This is a genomic window from Niastella sp. OAS944, from assembly GCA_024809215.1.
Lineage (GTDB): Bacteria > Bacteroidota > Bacteroidia > Chitinophagales > Chitinophagaceae > Niastella.
In genome coordinates, this window is sequence record JANUBW010000008.1 from 16,432 (window position 1) to 32,722 (window position 16,291).

The 16,291-nt window shown below is 40.8% G+C and carries 11 protein-coding genes; 8 read left to right on the plus strand and 3 right to left on the minus strand.

The features are described 5' to 3' along the window. Window positions 1-59: 59 nt before the first annotated feature. A complete protein-coding gene (locus GGD38_RS26495; protein ID WP_375303246.1) occupies window positions 60-1,043 on the minus strand; it encodes an aldo/keto reductase in 984 nt (327 codons plus the stop codon). A 167-nt stretch (window positions 1,044-1,210) separates the two neighbouring features. Here GGD38_RS26495 and GGD38_RS26500 point away from each other — a divergent pair, with 167 nt between their 5' ends. Together GGD38_RS26500 and GGD38_RS26505 are read left to right on the plus strand one after the other, a co-directional pair. Then, window positions 1,211-2,107, plus strand: a complete 897-nt coding sequence (locus tag GGD38_RS26500) for a helix-turn-helix domain-containing protein (protein WP_375303245.1) — start codon at window positions 1,211-1,213, stop codon at window positions 2,105-2,107. A gap of 278 nt (window positions 2,108-2,385) precedes the next feature. Then, window positions 2,386-3,696, plus strand: coding sequence for a beta-propeller fold lactonase family protein (locus GGD38_RS26505; protein ID WP_375303244.1), 1,311 nt, complete (start codon window positions 2,386-2,388; stop codon window positions 3,694-3,696). 121 nt (window positions 3,697-3,817) lie between these two features. Here the strand turns inward: GGD38_RS26505 and GGD38_RS26510 are convergent, their stop codons facing one another. After that, the gene (locus GGD38_RS26510) at window positions 3,818-4,648 is read right to left on the minus strand and encodes a hypothetical protein (RefSeq protein WP_375303243.1); all 831 of its coding nucleotides are present in this window, start codon (window positions 4,646-4,648) and stop codon (window positions 3,818-3,820) included. A 106-nt stretch (window positions 4,649-4,754) separates the two neighbouring features. Then, complete coding sequence (locus tag GGD38_RS26515; protein WP_375303242.1) at window positions 4,755-6,395, minus strand: amidase; 1,641 nt, start codon at window positions 6,393-6,395, stop codon at window positions 4,755-4,757. 442 nt (window positions 6,396-6,837) lie between these two features. Here GGD38_RS26515 and GGD38_RS26520 point away from each other — a divergent pair, with 442 nt between their 5' ends. The 6 genes from GGD38_RS26520 to GGD38_RS26545 all read left to right on the plus strand — a co-directional run bounded on the left by GGD38_RS26520 (window position 6,838) and on the right by GGD38_RS26545 (window position 16,102). Next, window positions 6,838-7,431 (plus strand): RNA polymerase sigma factor, encoded by a 594-nt coding sequence (locus tag GGD38_RS26520; RefSeq protein ID WP_375303907.1) that lies wholly within the window; start codon window positions 6,838-6,840, stop codon window positions 7,429-7,431. Window positions 7,432-7,551: 120 nt separating this feature from the next. Further along, entirely contained in the window at window positions 7,552-8,754 is a 1,203-nt protein-coding gene (locus GGD38_RS26525) for a FecR family protein (protein ID WP_375303241.1), read from the plus strand. Between the two features lie 216 nt (window positions 8,755-8,970). Further along, window positions 8,971-12,396, plus strand: coding sequence for a SusC/RagA family TonB-linked outer membrane protein (locus tag GGD38_RS26530; protein WP_375303240.1), 3,426 nt, complete (start codon window positions 8,971-8,973; stop codon window positions 12,394-12,396). Between the two features lie 24 nt (window positions 12,397-12,420). Then, on the plus strand, window positions 12,421-13,845 hold the full coding sequence (locus tag GGD38_RS26535) for a RagB/SusD family nutrient uptake outer membrane protein (protein ID WP_375303239.1): 1,425 nt from the start codon (window positions 12,421-12,423) through the stop codon (window positions 13,843-13,845). Between the two features lie 63 nt (window positions 13,846-13,908). Then, a complete protein-coding gene (locus tag GGD38_RS26540; protein WP_375303238.1) occupies window positions 13,909-14,598 on the plus strand; it encodes a hypothetical protein in 690 nt (229 codons plus the stop codon). 112 nt (window positions 14,599-14,710) lie between these two features. Continuing rightward, window positions 14,711-16,102: a thioredoxin family protein gene (locus GGD38_RS26545; protein WP_375303237.1), complete on the plus strand. Its 1,392-nt coding sequence runs from the start codon at window positions 14,711-14,713 to the stop codon at window positions 16,100-16,102. Window positions 16,103-16,291 lie beyond the last annotated feature (189 nt).

Genomic DNA, 16,291 nt, shown 5'->3' on the forward strand with positions numbered 1-16,291 from the left:
TCAATTTGGTTTGCTTATTCCCACATTCTCCTTACTATACAATGTGATCAATACCTTTCTCATCTGTTCACCATCTTTTGAAAATGCTGCGGATAGCGGTCGCCCTGTACCGTTATTTGCGCCAGTGCAGTTTCTATCTCTTTTAAATCATTGGCCGAAAGCTCAATGTCCAATGCTCCGATATTCTCTTTTAACCGATGCAACTTGGTAGTACCGGGTATGGGCACTATCCATGGCTTTTGCGCCAGTAACCAAGCCAGTGCTATTTGTGCCGTAGTGGCGCTTTTGGCGTCGGCAATGGCTTTCAACACATCTATCAAAACCTGGTTGGCCTTACGGTTCTCCTCCGAAAAACGCGGCACCTGGTTGCGGAAATCACTGCTGTCGAACTGTGTGCTTTCAGTAATGGCGCCGGTTAAAAAGCCTTTACCGAGCGGACTGAATGGCACAAACCCAATGCCCAGTTCTTCCAGTGTTGGCAATATCTCCTGCTCGGGTTCGCGCCACCATAATGAATACTCGCTTTGTAAAGCTGTTACCGGTTGCACCGCATGTGCGCGGCGAATGGTTTGTACACCGGCTTCTGACAAGCCCCAGTATTTTACCTTTCCTTCTTTTATCAACTCCTGTATAACACCCGCCACTTCTTCAATAGGCACGTTGGGGTCAACACGGTGTTGATAAAACAGATCTATACGATCGGTGCCTAATCTTTTTAATGAGGCTTCTGCAACGGCCCTGATGTTCTCCGGCCGGCTGTCTACCCCCAGGTTGGTTTTGCCTTCTTTAAAACCAAACTTGGTAGCAATCACTACCTGGTCGCGCACGAGGCCTAATGCTTCACCTAATAATTCTTCATTAACACCGGGGCCATAGGCCTCGGCCGTGTCAAAGAAAGTAATGCCGGCTTCAAAGGCGCCGCGTATCAGGGCTATGGAGCTTTGTTTGTCGGGGGCCACACCCAGGCCGAAACTTAATCCCATACATCCTAAACCCAGTGCCGATACCTGCAAATCGCTGTTGCCTAATTTTCTGTACTTCATAATATTTTTTTAGTGGTTATTACCTGATTGCTGATGCAAAGTTGCGGTCGTTTTAAAAACTATATGGTATACCAATTACTGCTTCTTCTACCAAAATCACTGATTGGTCTTGTGGGGTAGTTAGGTTGCCGGGCAAAGCCGTAAATTTGTACCTGAAGCGAACGACTATGAATGAAATAATTAAACTGGAAACAGTTGCCCAATACAACGACATCCGCGGCATGAGCACCCTGCATCCATTAATAACCGTCCTCGATCTGCAACACGCCAAACCAATGCCCGAAGCACGGTTCAATTTCGGACTGTATGCCATTTATTTAAAACAACTGGTTTGCGGGGAGTTAAAATATGGGCGTAGTAATTACGATTACCAGGAAGGTACGTTGGTGTTTGTGGCGCCGGGACAAGTGCTGGGTGTTGGCCGTAGAACTGAAACGGCGCAACCCTACGGTTGGGCATTGCTTTTTCATCCCGATCTTATAAAGGGTACCTCATTAGGTAAACATATTCATGAGTATTCTTTCTTTTCGTACGATGTAAATGAGGCCCTGCATTTATCAGAAAAAGAACGGCAGGTAGTGCTCGACCTGTTTAAACAAATTCAATTTGAGCTGGAACATCCTATAGATAAGCATAGCAAAACAGTGATAGCCTCCACGCTTGAATTGTTCCTGAACTATTGCAACCGGTATTACGACCGGCAGTTCATTACCCGCGATAATGCGCATAAAGGCATCCTTCAAAAATTTGAAGCATTGCTGAACGATTATTTCAGCAGCGATAAACCACAAACAGATGGTTTACCCGCCGTTGCCTGGTGCGCCAGGGAATTGAATTTATCGGCCAACTATTTTGGCGATCTTATAAAAAAAGAAACCGGTAAAAGCGCCCAGGAATATATTCAATCGAAAGTCATTGATATGGCCAAGGAGCGAATATTTGATGCGGGCAAATCGGTAAGTGAAATAGCGTATGAACTTGGTTTTAAATATCCGCAACATTTTACCCGGCTGTTTAAACAAAAAACAGGCTATACGCCTAATGAATACCGAACATTGAATTAAGAGCGGGTAAAAAAATCTACGTATCAGCCATCGATACCTTGCGCGGCAGCCCATACAGGCTGCCGCGCCTCATTTTGGCAATGGTATTTAATTTGTAATTGTTCTTCCGCTTTAGCTTTGATGTTTGAGGTGAAAACTCAGGCGCTGGCGCTGGTGTATTTGCTTTTAGCTTTAGGCTTTCAGCTTTTAGCTGTACCTGAACTGCTTTTTACTATCCTTTCTATGATACCATCCCTTTGTGAAAAAGGTTTTCAACGGCAAATAATTTATCCCTATATATGAAACTACTTTGTGTGAAATGTGTGTTGGCAGCTTTGTGGGTGATCATTATCTGCAGTCTGCTGGCAGGTTGTAGCAAGCTTAATGAATACAGTGGCAGCGGAAAACCGCAGGCGGGGCCGAAGGGTGCTGCCGATGACATGATCTATATTCAAACAAATAATTCAAACCAGACGCAAAACGGCGTACTTGCTTACCGGGTATATGCCACAGGTGAGGTGGAGTTGTTGCCAGGTAGTCCTTTTTTAACCGGCGGCCGGGGCATACCTACTTCGCCCAATGCCGGTTCTTTTAGTAGCGACCATGAAGTACGTCTCTCAAACGATAAGCGATTTTTGCTTACCGTTAATTCGGGTGATAATACCATTTCGGTTTTTAAGATACATTCTGATGGCTCTTTATCATTGGCGCCAGGTTCGCCCATTTCTTCCAATGGCGAAACACCCGTAAGCATCGACCAATGGCAGCAATATGTAATTGTGCTTAATAAAAGCAATCATCCGGCTATACCTTCCTCTATGCCGCCCAATTATTCGGTATTTACATTAGATGGTAATGGAACTTTAACGCCGGTAAGTAAGTATGATGTGCGCGAAGGTATTTCCCCGGGGCAGGTGCTCGTTTCGCGCAGCGGTGGTTTTGTATATGGCTCCAATACCTGGGGCTATAATTATACGCCGCCGGCTGTACGTATGAACCTGTTTTCAATTGGTAAAGATGGAGCGCTGAAAGCCGGTCCCGATGCGCCAACATTCGACCCCAATACACCTGGTGCATTGGGGATGTACCAACCCAGTAAACAAAACGTATTGTACGTAGCTTTTCCGTTCAGCGAAAAGTTTAGTTTTTATGACATCAATACTTCCACAGGTGCACTCACCCATGCAGGTGATGCTACGGCACGACCCGGCTGCAGCCGCTTTTGCAGCAATGTTAGTAATAACCGGTTGTTCACGGCCAATACCATGGAGAATTCGGTAAGTATGTTCGATATCACCGATGTGCATGCGCCGCGTAAAACCGGCGACCTTACCTTAAAGCAGGGTGGCCCTACATACCCCGGTTATTTTGGTACTTATGTAAGCAGTCAGTGTGTGTCGCTGGCCGCCAGCACCAACAACCACTTACTGTATGTAGTATCACAGCATACCAATCCTGATACAACTACAGCCAATTATAATTACCTGCATATGGTGCAGGTTGATGAGGGGGGATTGCAGGAGGAGAATGAGCCGGTGCAGTTGCCGGTGACTGCCAGTTATAGGCCAAGGGGTATAGCTGTGTTGCCTTTAAGCGAGTTGCCTCGTTAGTTGAAAAGTTGATAAGGGTGATAGAGTTGATAAAGGTAATACAGGGTTGTTCCTCTATCAACCATATCAACTCTATCACCTTTTCAACCTGTTCCTTAACACCTCAAAGAGTAATTTTGAGCTAAAAGTAGCTATATATAGCTTCCAGCTTATTAGTATACCCCGGCATTCCCGGATAACTAATCATAGTATTTATCTTCTCTATCTTATAATCATTCACTGTAAAGATCTGCTCCTCAATTTTATCAACATACGAAGGTTCTGAACCGGTTCTTACAACCCTTGTAACTTTCGATGGAAGCTTATGTTGTTTTTGCAATTGCGTCATAATACCCAGGTTATAGATCACATAGTTTTCGTTCATGGTGGTCTCAATGTAATGGCAGGGTAAAAAACTTACAGGTGGTGAATAGGCATCGATGGTATGGGTGATCTCTGTATCGTCGTATTTAGTGATAACCTTTAGCAAATCACCAGTACTGTTATATTCATACGTACTAAGCCATTTGGGTTTTATGCCGGCTTCGTTAATGGTACTGTATTGCAATGAGTCAATTCGTTTGGCGGCATTGTAATGAAAATCGAAACGGTACTCAGCGGGTATACTGCCATTACGCGGCAGGTTGCGCATTCTTATAGGCTTTCCTTCAGCGTCATATTCATAAACATTCTTGTACATAGAGCGGTCGTCGTACATTTCGGTAAAGGTTTTACCATTCCAGCCAAAGACAGTTCTGCCACCCACATTCTGAAATGTATAATCAATATGCTGCAGGTTGTTTTCATTGTTGTAAACAAACTCGCCTTTAAGGCCATTGCTCCAGGTAATGGCCTTTAGCTGGTATTGCGGTATATTTTCTTCGGGGTCTTTAGGCGGGTCGTTGTGTTTTTTGCAGGCGCATAATAAGGCCAGGCCAATAATAAGTAAACGGGAGAGTGCGTGTTTGGTCATAACGGTTGCTTTTCATCTTATGACCGCAAATGTATAACCATCGTGGCTTTTGTGGGAGAGTGGAAGCTACAGTTCATACGTCATTTTCTACAGTTCATACACAAAGTCAATTTTTAAACTTATCAGGATGCTGTTTATTATGGCTGGTAGCATCCTGAAAAGCTTTTGCAACGGCCAGTATAATGGCCTCATCGTACAAGTTGCCAATAAGGGTGATGCTGTTGGGCAGGTGTGTATCGGTGGTGAAGCCAATAGGCATTACCAGGGCCGGGTGACCGGTAAGGTTGGTAATGGCCATTTGATTATCTACAAAGGAAGGTGTTATAACTATATCATAGTTTTTCATAAAGGCGTTTACCTTTTCCATTAATACCGAGCGATGGCGGTTGGCATTGATATATTCAACGGCCGGTATAAAACGCGCCATGCGAAAGGTATTGGGCCAGAAGTTCTTGTCCTGCCGGCGAATAAGGTCATCGCGATTACTGCGGGTTAATTCATCAAAGGCCGCGGCCGATTCGGCGCTGATAATAATGCCTACCATATTATAGGTATAGATGGCCGAGTCGGGGAACTGCACTTCCTGCAGGTTGGCGCCCAGCTCCCGAAATGTTTTCAGCACACTCCATTGCATACTTTGCAGCCCTAATTTGTTAAAGTAATTGCCGGCGTAAGCGATGCGCAGCTTTTTAAGCTCGGCCTTGCCGGTATAGTTAAAGGCGCGATCGATGGAACTGGCGTCGTTATCGTCGCGGCCTTTCATATAATAAAATACAATGGCGGCGTCTTCGGCACTGCGACAGATGGGGCCGGGTTTATCGAGGCTCCAGGCAAGCGTCATACCGCCGGCGCGACTAACGGAGCCAAAGGTAGGGCGCAGTCCGGTAGCGCCACAGCGATGCGCAGGAGTTATGATGGAGCCCCAGGTTTCGGTACCAATGGCATAAGGAACTAAACCGGCTGCAGTAGCAGCACCAGACCCTGCGCTGGAGCCACCGGCACCACGGGTAAGGTCCCAGGGGTTGCGGGTGCGGCCGCCAAACCACAGGTCCATATTGGCCAGCTCGCCCAATGTAAGCTTTGCCACCAGTATGGCGCCCGCTTTTTTAAGTTGCGTGTACACGAAAGCATCTTCATCAATAACCTGGTCTTTATACGGCACCGAGCCCCAGGTGGTTTTATATCCTTTAACGGCGAAGAGGTCTTTAATGCCATAAGGAATGCCATGGAGCGGGCTGCGCCACTGGCCTTTGCTTATTTCAGCGTCGGCTTGTTTCGCCTGTGCTAAAGCCAGTTCTTCGGTTATGGTGATCACACATTCCAGGGTGTCGCCCCATTTCTTTAAGCGATCGAGGAAGAACTTCGTGAGTTCAACCGAGCTTATCTTTTTATTTTTTATTAAAGAGGCCAGTTGCGGAATGGAATAAAAAGCCAGTTCATTGCGGTTGGCAGGGAGGGTAACGTTAGTGGGGATGTTCCAGTGAACGGGTAACTGTTTGGTTGGTATTGTAAAACCCGGTGGCGCAGGGTGAAACGCAAAAGGGTAGGAGAGGCCGTTGGGGGTAGGTTGTTGATGCAGTTTATCATACTCCTGTTTATACGTGTTAAGCCAGCCGGTCATGCTGTCTTTCTCTGCATCGGTAAAATTGATGCCGATCAATTTTTGTGCGTGGCTTACGGTAGCAGTGTCAATTTGCGCGGTGGCGCTAATGCCTGAATGTACAAGTATAATCAACAAATATCTCATAGGTTAGTTATGGTTATGGTGAATGAATGTGAGCTATAGTACAATTTAGTGAGTGTTTTGCACATAAGTATTAGAGTTCAACAATATTGATGCACTGTAATGCTAAAGTGCAATTGATTTTGATCAACTTATATAAATAATCGTATATAAATTAAAGCAATGCTGTAGTTTTGCCCAATACTTGGAAAACACCTACATCTGAAAGCTTTGTCCCATCTGGATACTCCGGATTCTTCTTTTTGAAAAACTCAACTAAATGTACCTCTTTACTGCAAGTATGATAAATACTTAAAGGCGATCGATTGTACTATTAGATGGTAAATTTTGTTCATGGTTAATTATAAATTGGCGTTAGTGTTCATTTAATCACATCCTTATTCTTTACCTTATTTTAAAACATTAGTAGCACCTGTTGCAGAAGATGCGGCGGGAAGGAATTCGTATGAACATTGAGATCCTAAACAGTAAGGAGATTAGCGATTTTAAACAGGGGGATGAAAGAATCTTTAAAAAGGTTTTTGATCATTATTATCCTGCCTTGTTGCTATTCGTTGCCAAACTTACGGGCAGCCGCGAGGAGGCGGAGGATATCTCATTAAGGGCATTTCAGGCCCTGTTCAATCGTTGTCATGCGTTTGAGACGGAGATCAACATGAAGGCGTTTCTGTATATCTGTGGCCGTAATTCGAGTTTGAATTATATAAAGTCTGAGCAGCATAAGCGGGAACAGTTGCGTCAATTTGCCACCCGCATGGCAGATGATACGTTACTTGAGTTTGAGTTTGGTATAAAGCAGGGCGTTGTTGCGGCTATATATAATGCCATTGAGGAGTTGCCCGAAGAGTGCCGCAAGGTGTTTAAGAAGTTATACTTTGAAGAAAAGGCGCCGGCTGAAATTGCGGAAGAACTACATTTAAAAGTAAGTACCGTATACAACCAGAAAAGCCGCGCGCTTAATGCATTACGAATGAAGTTTTCAGAAAACGCCATGGTGGTGTTTTGGTTGTTGCTTCCCTTTTCTCATTCCATGCATTAAAATATTTCATAAATATTCTTCCTTTCTTGTAGAGACTACCCAAAAACCATTGTTTTTATGTTATGTAAATGTTATTTAATTATTACCGAAAGGTATTAATAAATACAAACCATTAACCGAGTGCAGCAATACGATAAAATAGCAGCGTTGTTGATCAAGCGATTCACCAGGGAGGAATTGACTTCCGAAGAATTGGCTTACCTGGAAGACTGGATACAGCAGAATGATAAGTACCGGGAGTACATTATTGATTTCAATGATCCGGTTTGGGTGGCTGAGCAATTGCGACTGTATGGCGAACAAAAGGATCTTGACCTAAAGAAAGCCTGGGAAAAAATGGAAGCGATGGGGTGGGAACGTATCCAGGCGGCAAGGATCATAAGGATGAGGCGCGTGGTAAAGTATGTAATAGGTGCAGCTGCCGTGTTCTTGTTTTTGTTGATAGGCACTTATTTAATACGAAAACCAAAACAACCCGAAGTACCATTAATAGTAAAAGATGCGAAACAGGATGCAAAGCCTACAACCCAAAAGGCTATCCTTACATTGGATAATGGACAAACAATCGTGCTTGACAGTTTACAAAACGGGTTGTTAGCTACGCAGGGAAGTACCCAGGTGTTGCGCGATAAAAATGGGGTGCTTAGGTATAGCCATGAAAAAAACAACCATCAACAACTGATCTATAATAAGGTAACGGTGCCCAAGGGTGGGGATGTTGTTTATCTACAATTGAGTGAAGGAACCAAGGTGTGGCTGAATGCCGAGAGTTCGATCAGGTACCCGGTAGCATTTAGTGAAGATGAACGAAAAGTGGAAATAACCGGCGAAGCTTACTTTGAGGTAACAAAGTCGCAGACCAAAAAATTCATCGTAGGTAAAGGAAGTATGAATGTGATGGTGTTGGGTACCAAATTCAATGTGAATACTTACGATAATGAAGACAATATTAAAGTAACCTTGCTTGAAGGAAGTGTAAAAGTACAAACAGCCCAATCAGAACGAACCATCAAACCCGGAGAACAAGCTGTGGTGAAAAATACAAGCGTTGATGTGATCACAGATATTGATGTGGGAATGGTAATGGCGTGGAAGGCGGGAAAGTTCGTTTTTAATAACACCAATATTCAGCTGATCATGCGCCAAATGGAGCGGTGGTATGATCTTGAAAAGACCGAGTTTAAAAGTAACAGTGTTAAAGAATTAGCATTTAACGGCGCGATATCGCGGTATAATTATGCCTCAAAAGTGTTGGAGTTGTTAGAAGAAGCGGGATCGATACATTTCACCATTCAGGGAAAAAAAGTGATCTTATCCAAATAAGTAAGATATAGAACCTAAGCATAAACTTCCTTATCATATTCCCCCGGAGACTCCGGGCGAGGCTGCCTATTTATACATCTACCATTATCATTAGCCTTACTGTTGTTCCAAATTGCTTATGACGAAAAAGCCGGTAGTGCGCGAACACTCCCGGCTGAAGCTAACCATTCTGAAGCCATCGGCCTCTTATTTAGTTAACATTTACAACCCAAATGTATGCAAATTATCGTTTGCAAGCGCTGGCATTTATTGCATTCCAGCAGCAGTAAAGCCGTGCAACCAAAACTAACAACCGGCGCCGCCAACACCGGTGCCCTGGTTCAAAAGGCACTCAGGATTATGAAACTAATTGCATTCCTCATTTTGGCCACCTGCCTGCAGGTGAATGCCACCGATGGCTTCGGGCAAAAGGTTACGCTCAGTGAACGGGAGGTTCATATTGAGAAGATTTTTACCGAGATAAAGAAGCAGACGGGCTTCAATTTTTTGTATACTTCAAACATACTTGCCAACACACATCGGGTGACGGTGGATGTTACTAATGCTTTGATGACTGAGGTATTGGATATGGTGGTGGCTGGGCAGGGGTTGGAGTATAGGGTGAAGGGAGATGATAAGCTTATTATCATAAAACAGAAGCAATATATAAAAGCGATTGCCGGGATTCAAGAGCTTAAAAGCGGACCTATTGATGTAAGTGGTAGTGTTACTGATAATGAGGGTAGGCCATTGCCTGGTGCAAATGTTAAGGTTCGGGGAAGCAATGTCGGCGTGGTAACAGATAAGGATGGACGGTTTTATTTAAAAGATATACCTGAGAACTCGGTGTTAGAAATAAGCTACGTAGGTCATGATATAAAAACATTTACTGTGCGAAGTTCGGGTATTGTGAACATCGCGTTGGAACAGAAGTTGTCGATGATGGATGAAACGGTTGTGATTGGATATGGAACAACTACCAATCGATTAAAAACAGGGAATGTAGGAGTGGTGAAGGCGGAAGATATAGCTAAGCAGCCGGTGAATAACCCATTGCTCGCTTTACAAGGACGAGTGCCCGGCCTGTTTATAACTCAGGCGAATGGATTGCCCGGTTCTGGAGTACAGGTCACCATACAAGGAAAGAACAGTCTTAATCGTGGAAGTGATCCATTTTATGTAATTGATGGAGTCCCTTATACTTCACTTTTATTAGCCAATTATGGATCTGTATTAGGTAACTCTGCTGCACATGGTTCAGCACAAACTACGAGCGGGAATCCGCTAAGTTTCTTAAATCCTGCAGACATTGAAAGTATATCGATTTTGAAAGATGCAGACGCGACTGCTATATATGGTTCCCGTGGTGCCAATGGAGTTATCCTCATTACTACAAAAAAAGGAAAATCAGGTCAGACTAGAATTGATATAAATATGCAAACCGGTTGGGGAAAGGTAGCGCGTAAACTTGATTTACTTGATACACATCAATACCAGGAAATGCGTAGGGAGGCCAAACGAAATGATAACGCTGCAATTACTGATGCTGATTATGATATAAACGGTTTTTGGGATACGACTAGGTATACTGACTGGCAAAAAGAATTAATCGGTAATGCATCCCATTATACTGACGTTAATGGAACGGTCTCAGGTGGGAACATAAATACGCAGGTATTAGTAGGTGTAGGCTATCATAGAGAAACTACGGTATTCCCTGGTGATCTTTCCGACCAAAAAGGTTCCGTACACTTTAGTATAAACAATGTTTCTACTAATCAAAAATTTCGTTTGCTATTAACAGGCAGTTACCTCGAAGACAATAATCGAATCATTTCAAGGGATCTTACAGAAGATGCCATAAAGTTAGCCCCCAATGCCCCCAACATATACACCGAAGATGGTTTGCTCAATTGGATGCCTAATGCTAGTGGAGTTTCCAGTTGGACAAATCCGTTGGCTTATTTAAATAACAGGTACAAAAATAAAACAAAAAATCTTGTAGGTAATGCTGTTGTGAGTTATAAAATCATTCCAGATTTGGAGATTAAAAGTAGCTTTGGTTATACCAATTTGCAAGCTAATGAAATTGTAACTTACCCTTTGGTTTCCTCAGCTCCAGAAGATAGAATAACAACTATTCGAAGTGCTCTTTATTCAAATAATAATATTAGTTCCTGGATTATCGAACCGCAGGTTAGTTATAAAACAAAGTTTGGTAAAAACCAATTAGAGGTTTTAATAGGGACTACTATTCAGCAAAACATTAGTAATGGTTTAAGGCTTAGAGGAGAGACATATAATAGCGATGTTGTACTGGATGATGTTAGATCTGCAGCTAAAGTCGTTATTGATGGTACCGTAAATTCGGTCTATAAATATAATGCCTTGTTTTCCAGGTTAACTTACAATCTGATTGATAAATATATAATTAATTTGACACTAAGACGTGATGGCAGCAGTCGTTTTGGTCCGGGAAATCAATTTCACAACTTTGGAGCAGCCGGTATCGGTTGGATCTTCTCTAAGGAAAGATTTATTCAAAACGAACTTCCTTTTATTAGTTTTGGCAAATTAACTGCAAGCTATGGCAGTACTGGTAATGATCAAATTGGCGATTATCAGTTTATGTCGCTTTATTCATCATCTTCCGATGGCGTTCCTTACCAGGGGGTGAATGGCATGCTGGCAGGGGGCCTACCTAATGCTTTATTGCAATGGGAAGAAACAAAAAAACTTAATTTAGGATTAAATGTAGGCCTCTTTAAGGAAAGGGTAATTCTCGCAGCCAACTATTTTCAAAATAGGTCTAGTAATCAATTGCTCAATTATAATCTTCCAATTCAAACAGGGTTTGGTAGTATATTCAGAAATCTTCCTGCAACAGTACAAAATTCCGGTTGGGAATTTACGCTTAGCACATCAAATATTAATACAAAAGACTTTTCATGGTCTTGTGATTTTAATCTTACGGTACCTAAGAACCAATTACTCAAATTTAATAACATCGAAAACTCTGGTTATAATAACACATATTTTGTTGGTAAATCAATAACTCTTACTAAAGTTAATTCGTGGGCAGGGGTTAATCCCTCAACCGGCACATATCAATTTTTAGATAACGAAGGGAAACTTACTTCATCACCTAATAGTTCAAAGGATCGAACAGTGTTGATCAATAATTCACCAATCCTTTATGGAGGAATTCATAACAACATCAGGTATAAAAGATTTGAGTTTGATTTTTCTTTTCAGCTAGTTAATAGAAAAGGCCCTAATTATTACTTTGGAAATGCTGCAGGTGCGTATATGAATTATAATCAACCAGTTTCGGTATTGCAACGTTGGCGTAAACCTGGCGATATAAGTTCTATACAACGATACAATTCAAATTTTGGTTTATATTCGCCATCTTCAGAAGCTAGTATTAGTGATGCCGCCTATGGTGATGCATCGTTTGCTCGACTCAAAAATATTTCATTGTCATGGATGATACCAGGTTCTTGGTATAAACGCGCTGGATTGACACATGGTCGATTATATATGCAAGGACAGAATTTGCTTACAATCACAAATTATATAGGGCTTGATCCAGAGACTTTAAATTCAGTCAGCCTACCTCCACTTAAAGTAATTACAGTTGGTTTGCAGGTTGGATTTTAAAATTTAGTTTGATAAATGAAATTTATGAAAAAAAATATTAAATATATAATCCCCTTTTTTTTATTTGTAGGCTTATTAGTAATAGGAACTAGCGCTTGCAAAAAAATGGTGGAAGTAAATTCTCCTGTTACAAGTACTTCTGCAAGTTTAGTGTTCTCTGCTGATGCTACAGCTGCAGCAGTTTTAACAGGCCTTTATGCTAGTTTTAACAGATTTGGTGTTAATAGTATTAATTCAGGGCCGGGGTCTCTATCATTTTTTGGTGGCTTAGCTGCTGACGAATTCAAGTTGCATGCAGGTGTTCCTGGCGCACCCCTTTTTTACTATACTAATTCTTTAACCAGTTCCAATATAGGCGGTGGTTATTGGGAGCCGCTTTATCAAAAAATATTTACTATTAATTCGGCAGTTGAAGGACTTACTGCTGCTACAGCTTTAACCCCAACTGTTAAGAATCAATTATTGGGCGAAGCAAAATTTATGCGTGCCTTCATTTATTTCTATTTGGTTACTCTTTATGGTGATGTACCGTTAGTAGTAAGTACCGATTATTTAATAAACTCGGTAATGCCACGTACCCCCAAATCAGAAGTTTGGCAACAAGTCATAAATGATTTAAAAGATGCTGAAAGTTTATTAAGCCCTAACTATCTGAATGCAGATATTCTGAGCACTACAGATGATCGGCTTCGCCCAACAAAATGGGCTGCAGCTGCCATGCTGAGCAGAGTGTTTCTGTATCAACAGAAATGGAGAGAAGCTGAAGTTGCAGCGACAACTGTAATAAGCAACAATACTTTATATGATACTGTATCATTAACAAATTCAGTGTTTAGTAAAGCAAGCAAAGAAGCAATTTGGCAATTGCAACCCGTTAATACGGGTTGGAATACAGGGGATGCCAGGCTATTTATCATTCCAGCAACGGGGCCAAGTGGCGGGAATCCTGTTTACTTGAGCAATTTTCTTCTTAATAGCTTTGAAAATGGCGATAATCGAAAAACTGCATGGGTAAAAAGTGTTATTCTTGGCAGCACTACTTATTACTATCCATATAAATATACAATTGTTGCACCAAATGTTCCTGTAAATGAGTTTCAGGTGGTGTTAAGACTAGGTGAACTTTACCTCAATCGGGCCGAAGCAAAAGCTCAACTGGGTGATGCTGCTGGTGCCATTGATGATCTGAATGTCATAAGGAAAAGGGCAAGACTATTAAGTTATCCTGGTTCGACGGATAAATCCTCTTTGCTGGCTGCTATTTTACACGAACGCCAGGTGGAGCTATTTACGGAATGGGGGCATCGCTGGTTAGATTTGAAAAGAACAGGAGCAGTGGACTCTGTAATGGCTGTGGTTACACCACAAAAAGGTGGAACTTGGGATACAAATTCGCAATGGTTTCCCATTTCTCAAACGGAATTACAGCGGAATCCTTTTTTAGAGTAAATCACTTAACCTAGATTAAAGTAATTCAATGAGGTGATTACCAAATTAACTAAAGCAATATTTATGGAACATAAAAATAAATTGATTACGTTATTGTGTGCAATAATTTCTATTACTTCCTGCAAAAAGTATAAGATTGAAAGTTACTCTTTGACGTCATTAACAGCGGTAAATGCTGTTGTAGGTGGAGTCGGAATGAAAATAGGAAGCCGGGCAGTTACTATAGGAAATAACAATTTTGCACAAATTTCATTGTTTCAGGGGAGCAATGATCTATATTTTTGGCCTGTTGCAGATTCATTACATCCATATTTTTCCGATTCAAAGTTTGTTACAGAGGATAGAGAGATATATTCCTTGTTTGTTTGTGGTCAGGCAGGAAGCACCGAAGGAGTAATAATTAAGGAAGATATTCCATACAGAACAGATAGTACTGCAGGAATTAGATTTATCAACTTGTCCCCTAATAGCACGCCATTAAATATTACTTTGTCAACGACACCTACAATAAATGAAGTAAGTAATCTTGCTTATAAACAGTATACTGAATTTAAAACATATCCTGGCTTTTACAACAGCGCATATACATTTCAGATAAGAGATGCTTCTGCCGCTTCACCATCTGCGCCGCTTGCAACTTTTTCACTTACGACTTCCACGGTTCCAAGATTTTCAAACGTAACCTTGGTTATTCGGGGGTTGGTGGGTACTACACCGGCATTAGGAGTGACAAGAGTTAACAACGACAGATAAAAGATAGCAAATTTTGATTTTATGTGAAGTTCCAATTGTCATCTGCTATAAAAGATAATCCCATAATTAAAATAAATAAAGATTAAAAAAAGAAATAAAATTAGTCTGGAATATGAAAAAACTATTCAGTCTTATCTTCCTTTTGCCTATGTTTATATATGCTCAGGAAGGAATTAAATTCGAAAAAAGTCTGACTTGGAAACAGGTGCTGCAAAAAGCGAAAGACGAAAATAAATACATATTTGCTGATTGCTATGCCACCTGGTGTGGTCCTTGTAAGATGATGGATAAAACTGTCTACTCTACTGAAAAGGTTGGTAAATATTTTAATGATAGATTTATTTCTGTCAAGGTTCAAATGGATACATCGAAGTCTGATAACGACTTTATTAAAAGTTGGTATGTTGACGCTAACATGATAAAAAATAATTTTAAAGTGACTGCTTTTCCTACTTATCTCTTCTTTTCGCCAAGTGGTGATGTTGTGCATAGAGATGTTGGTGCATTTGATTCTGATTACTTCATATGTATTGGATCTGATGCAGTAAATTCAGAAAAACAATATTATACGGTATTAGAAAAGTATCGTCGAAATGAACTCGATCTTACGTCTATAAAAACATTGGCACGCAAGGTAAAGAGAGTGGAGGGAATGGAACTAGCTCATAAAATAGCTAACGATTTCATTAATGGATTATCAATTGATTCATTGTTTACGCAAGATAATATTCAGTTGATGACTGAATTTACAAACAACAGCAAAGACAGGGGGTTTGTAATGTTCAAGGACAGTGCAAAAAGGATAGTTGAAACAAATAAACGGATGAATGAGAGTGCCTGTAAAAATATTGTATTGAGTATTATTAATAATGAAGAAATTAAACCATACAGTTCAATAAAGAAAGGTAAACCAGATTGGAGAATAATAAATTTAAATCTAAAAAAATATGGGCCATTGGGAGAAGAAGCTTTTAAAATATATAAACCTGGTATTATCTTTAAAACGGAGATTGAACACGCTTTAAAAATAAATTCGGATTGGAGTAAAATTTTGCCTCTGGTTGAGAAGCAAAAGCTTGGAAAAGATGCTGAATTTGTGGTTGGTTCTTGTGTTGTTTTTTATTTAAATGCCATTGGATATTATCATACAGAAAAAACATGTAAAAATTTGGTTGCTGCTGCAAGGTATTATGCAGATTCTTTTTCAACTTTTCTGACTGCAAATACATTGAATACCTGGTCATGGACAATATTTGAGAATAGTAAGGATAATGAAGAATTAAGACAAGCGCTGGAATGGAGTAAACGTGCAAATGAACTAGAACCTGCCGCTCCCGATTTTATGGATACCTATGCAAATATTCTTTATAAACTCGGCCTTGTACAGGAAGCTATAATTTGGCAGAAAAAAGCAATACAAGAGCTTAGAATAAAAAAATATAATAATCTGGCTGTTCAACAGAATTTAGAAAAAATGCAAAAGGGTGAGAAGACATGGCCATAATAGTATAATTTATTTAAACAATTTGCATTTAATTTTCAGTTACGGATTAAAATGAAAATTTGTCGTCATGTCTATATGGAGATTTACAAAAAAGAGGCTTATCTCAAAATGAGAAGCCTCTTTTTTTGGCAATTGCCTAATGACTAAAGATTCTATTTAAAAAATAGTATCAATTAACAACGATAATTT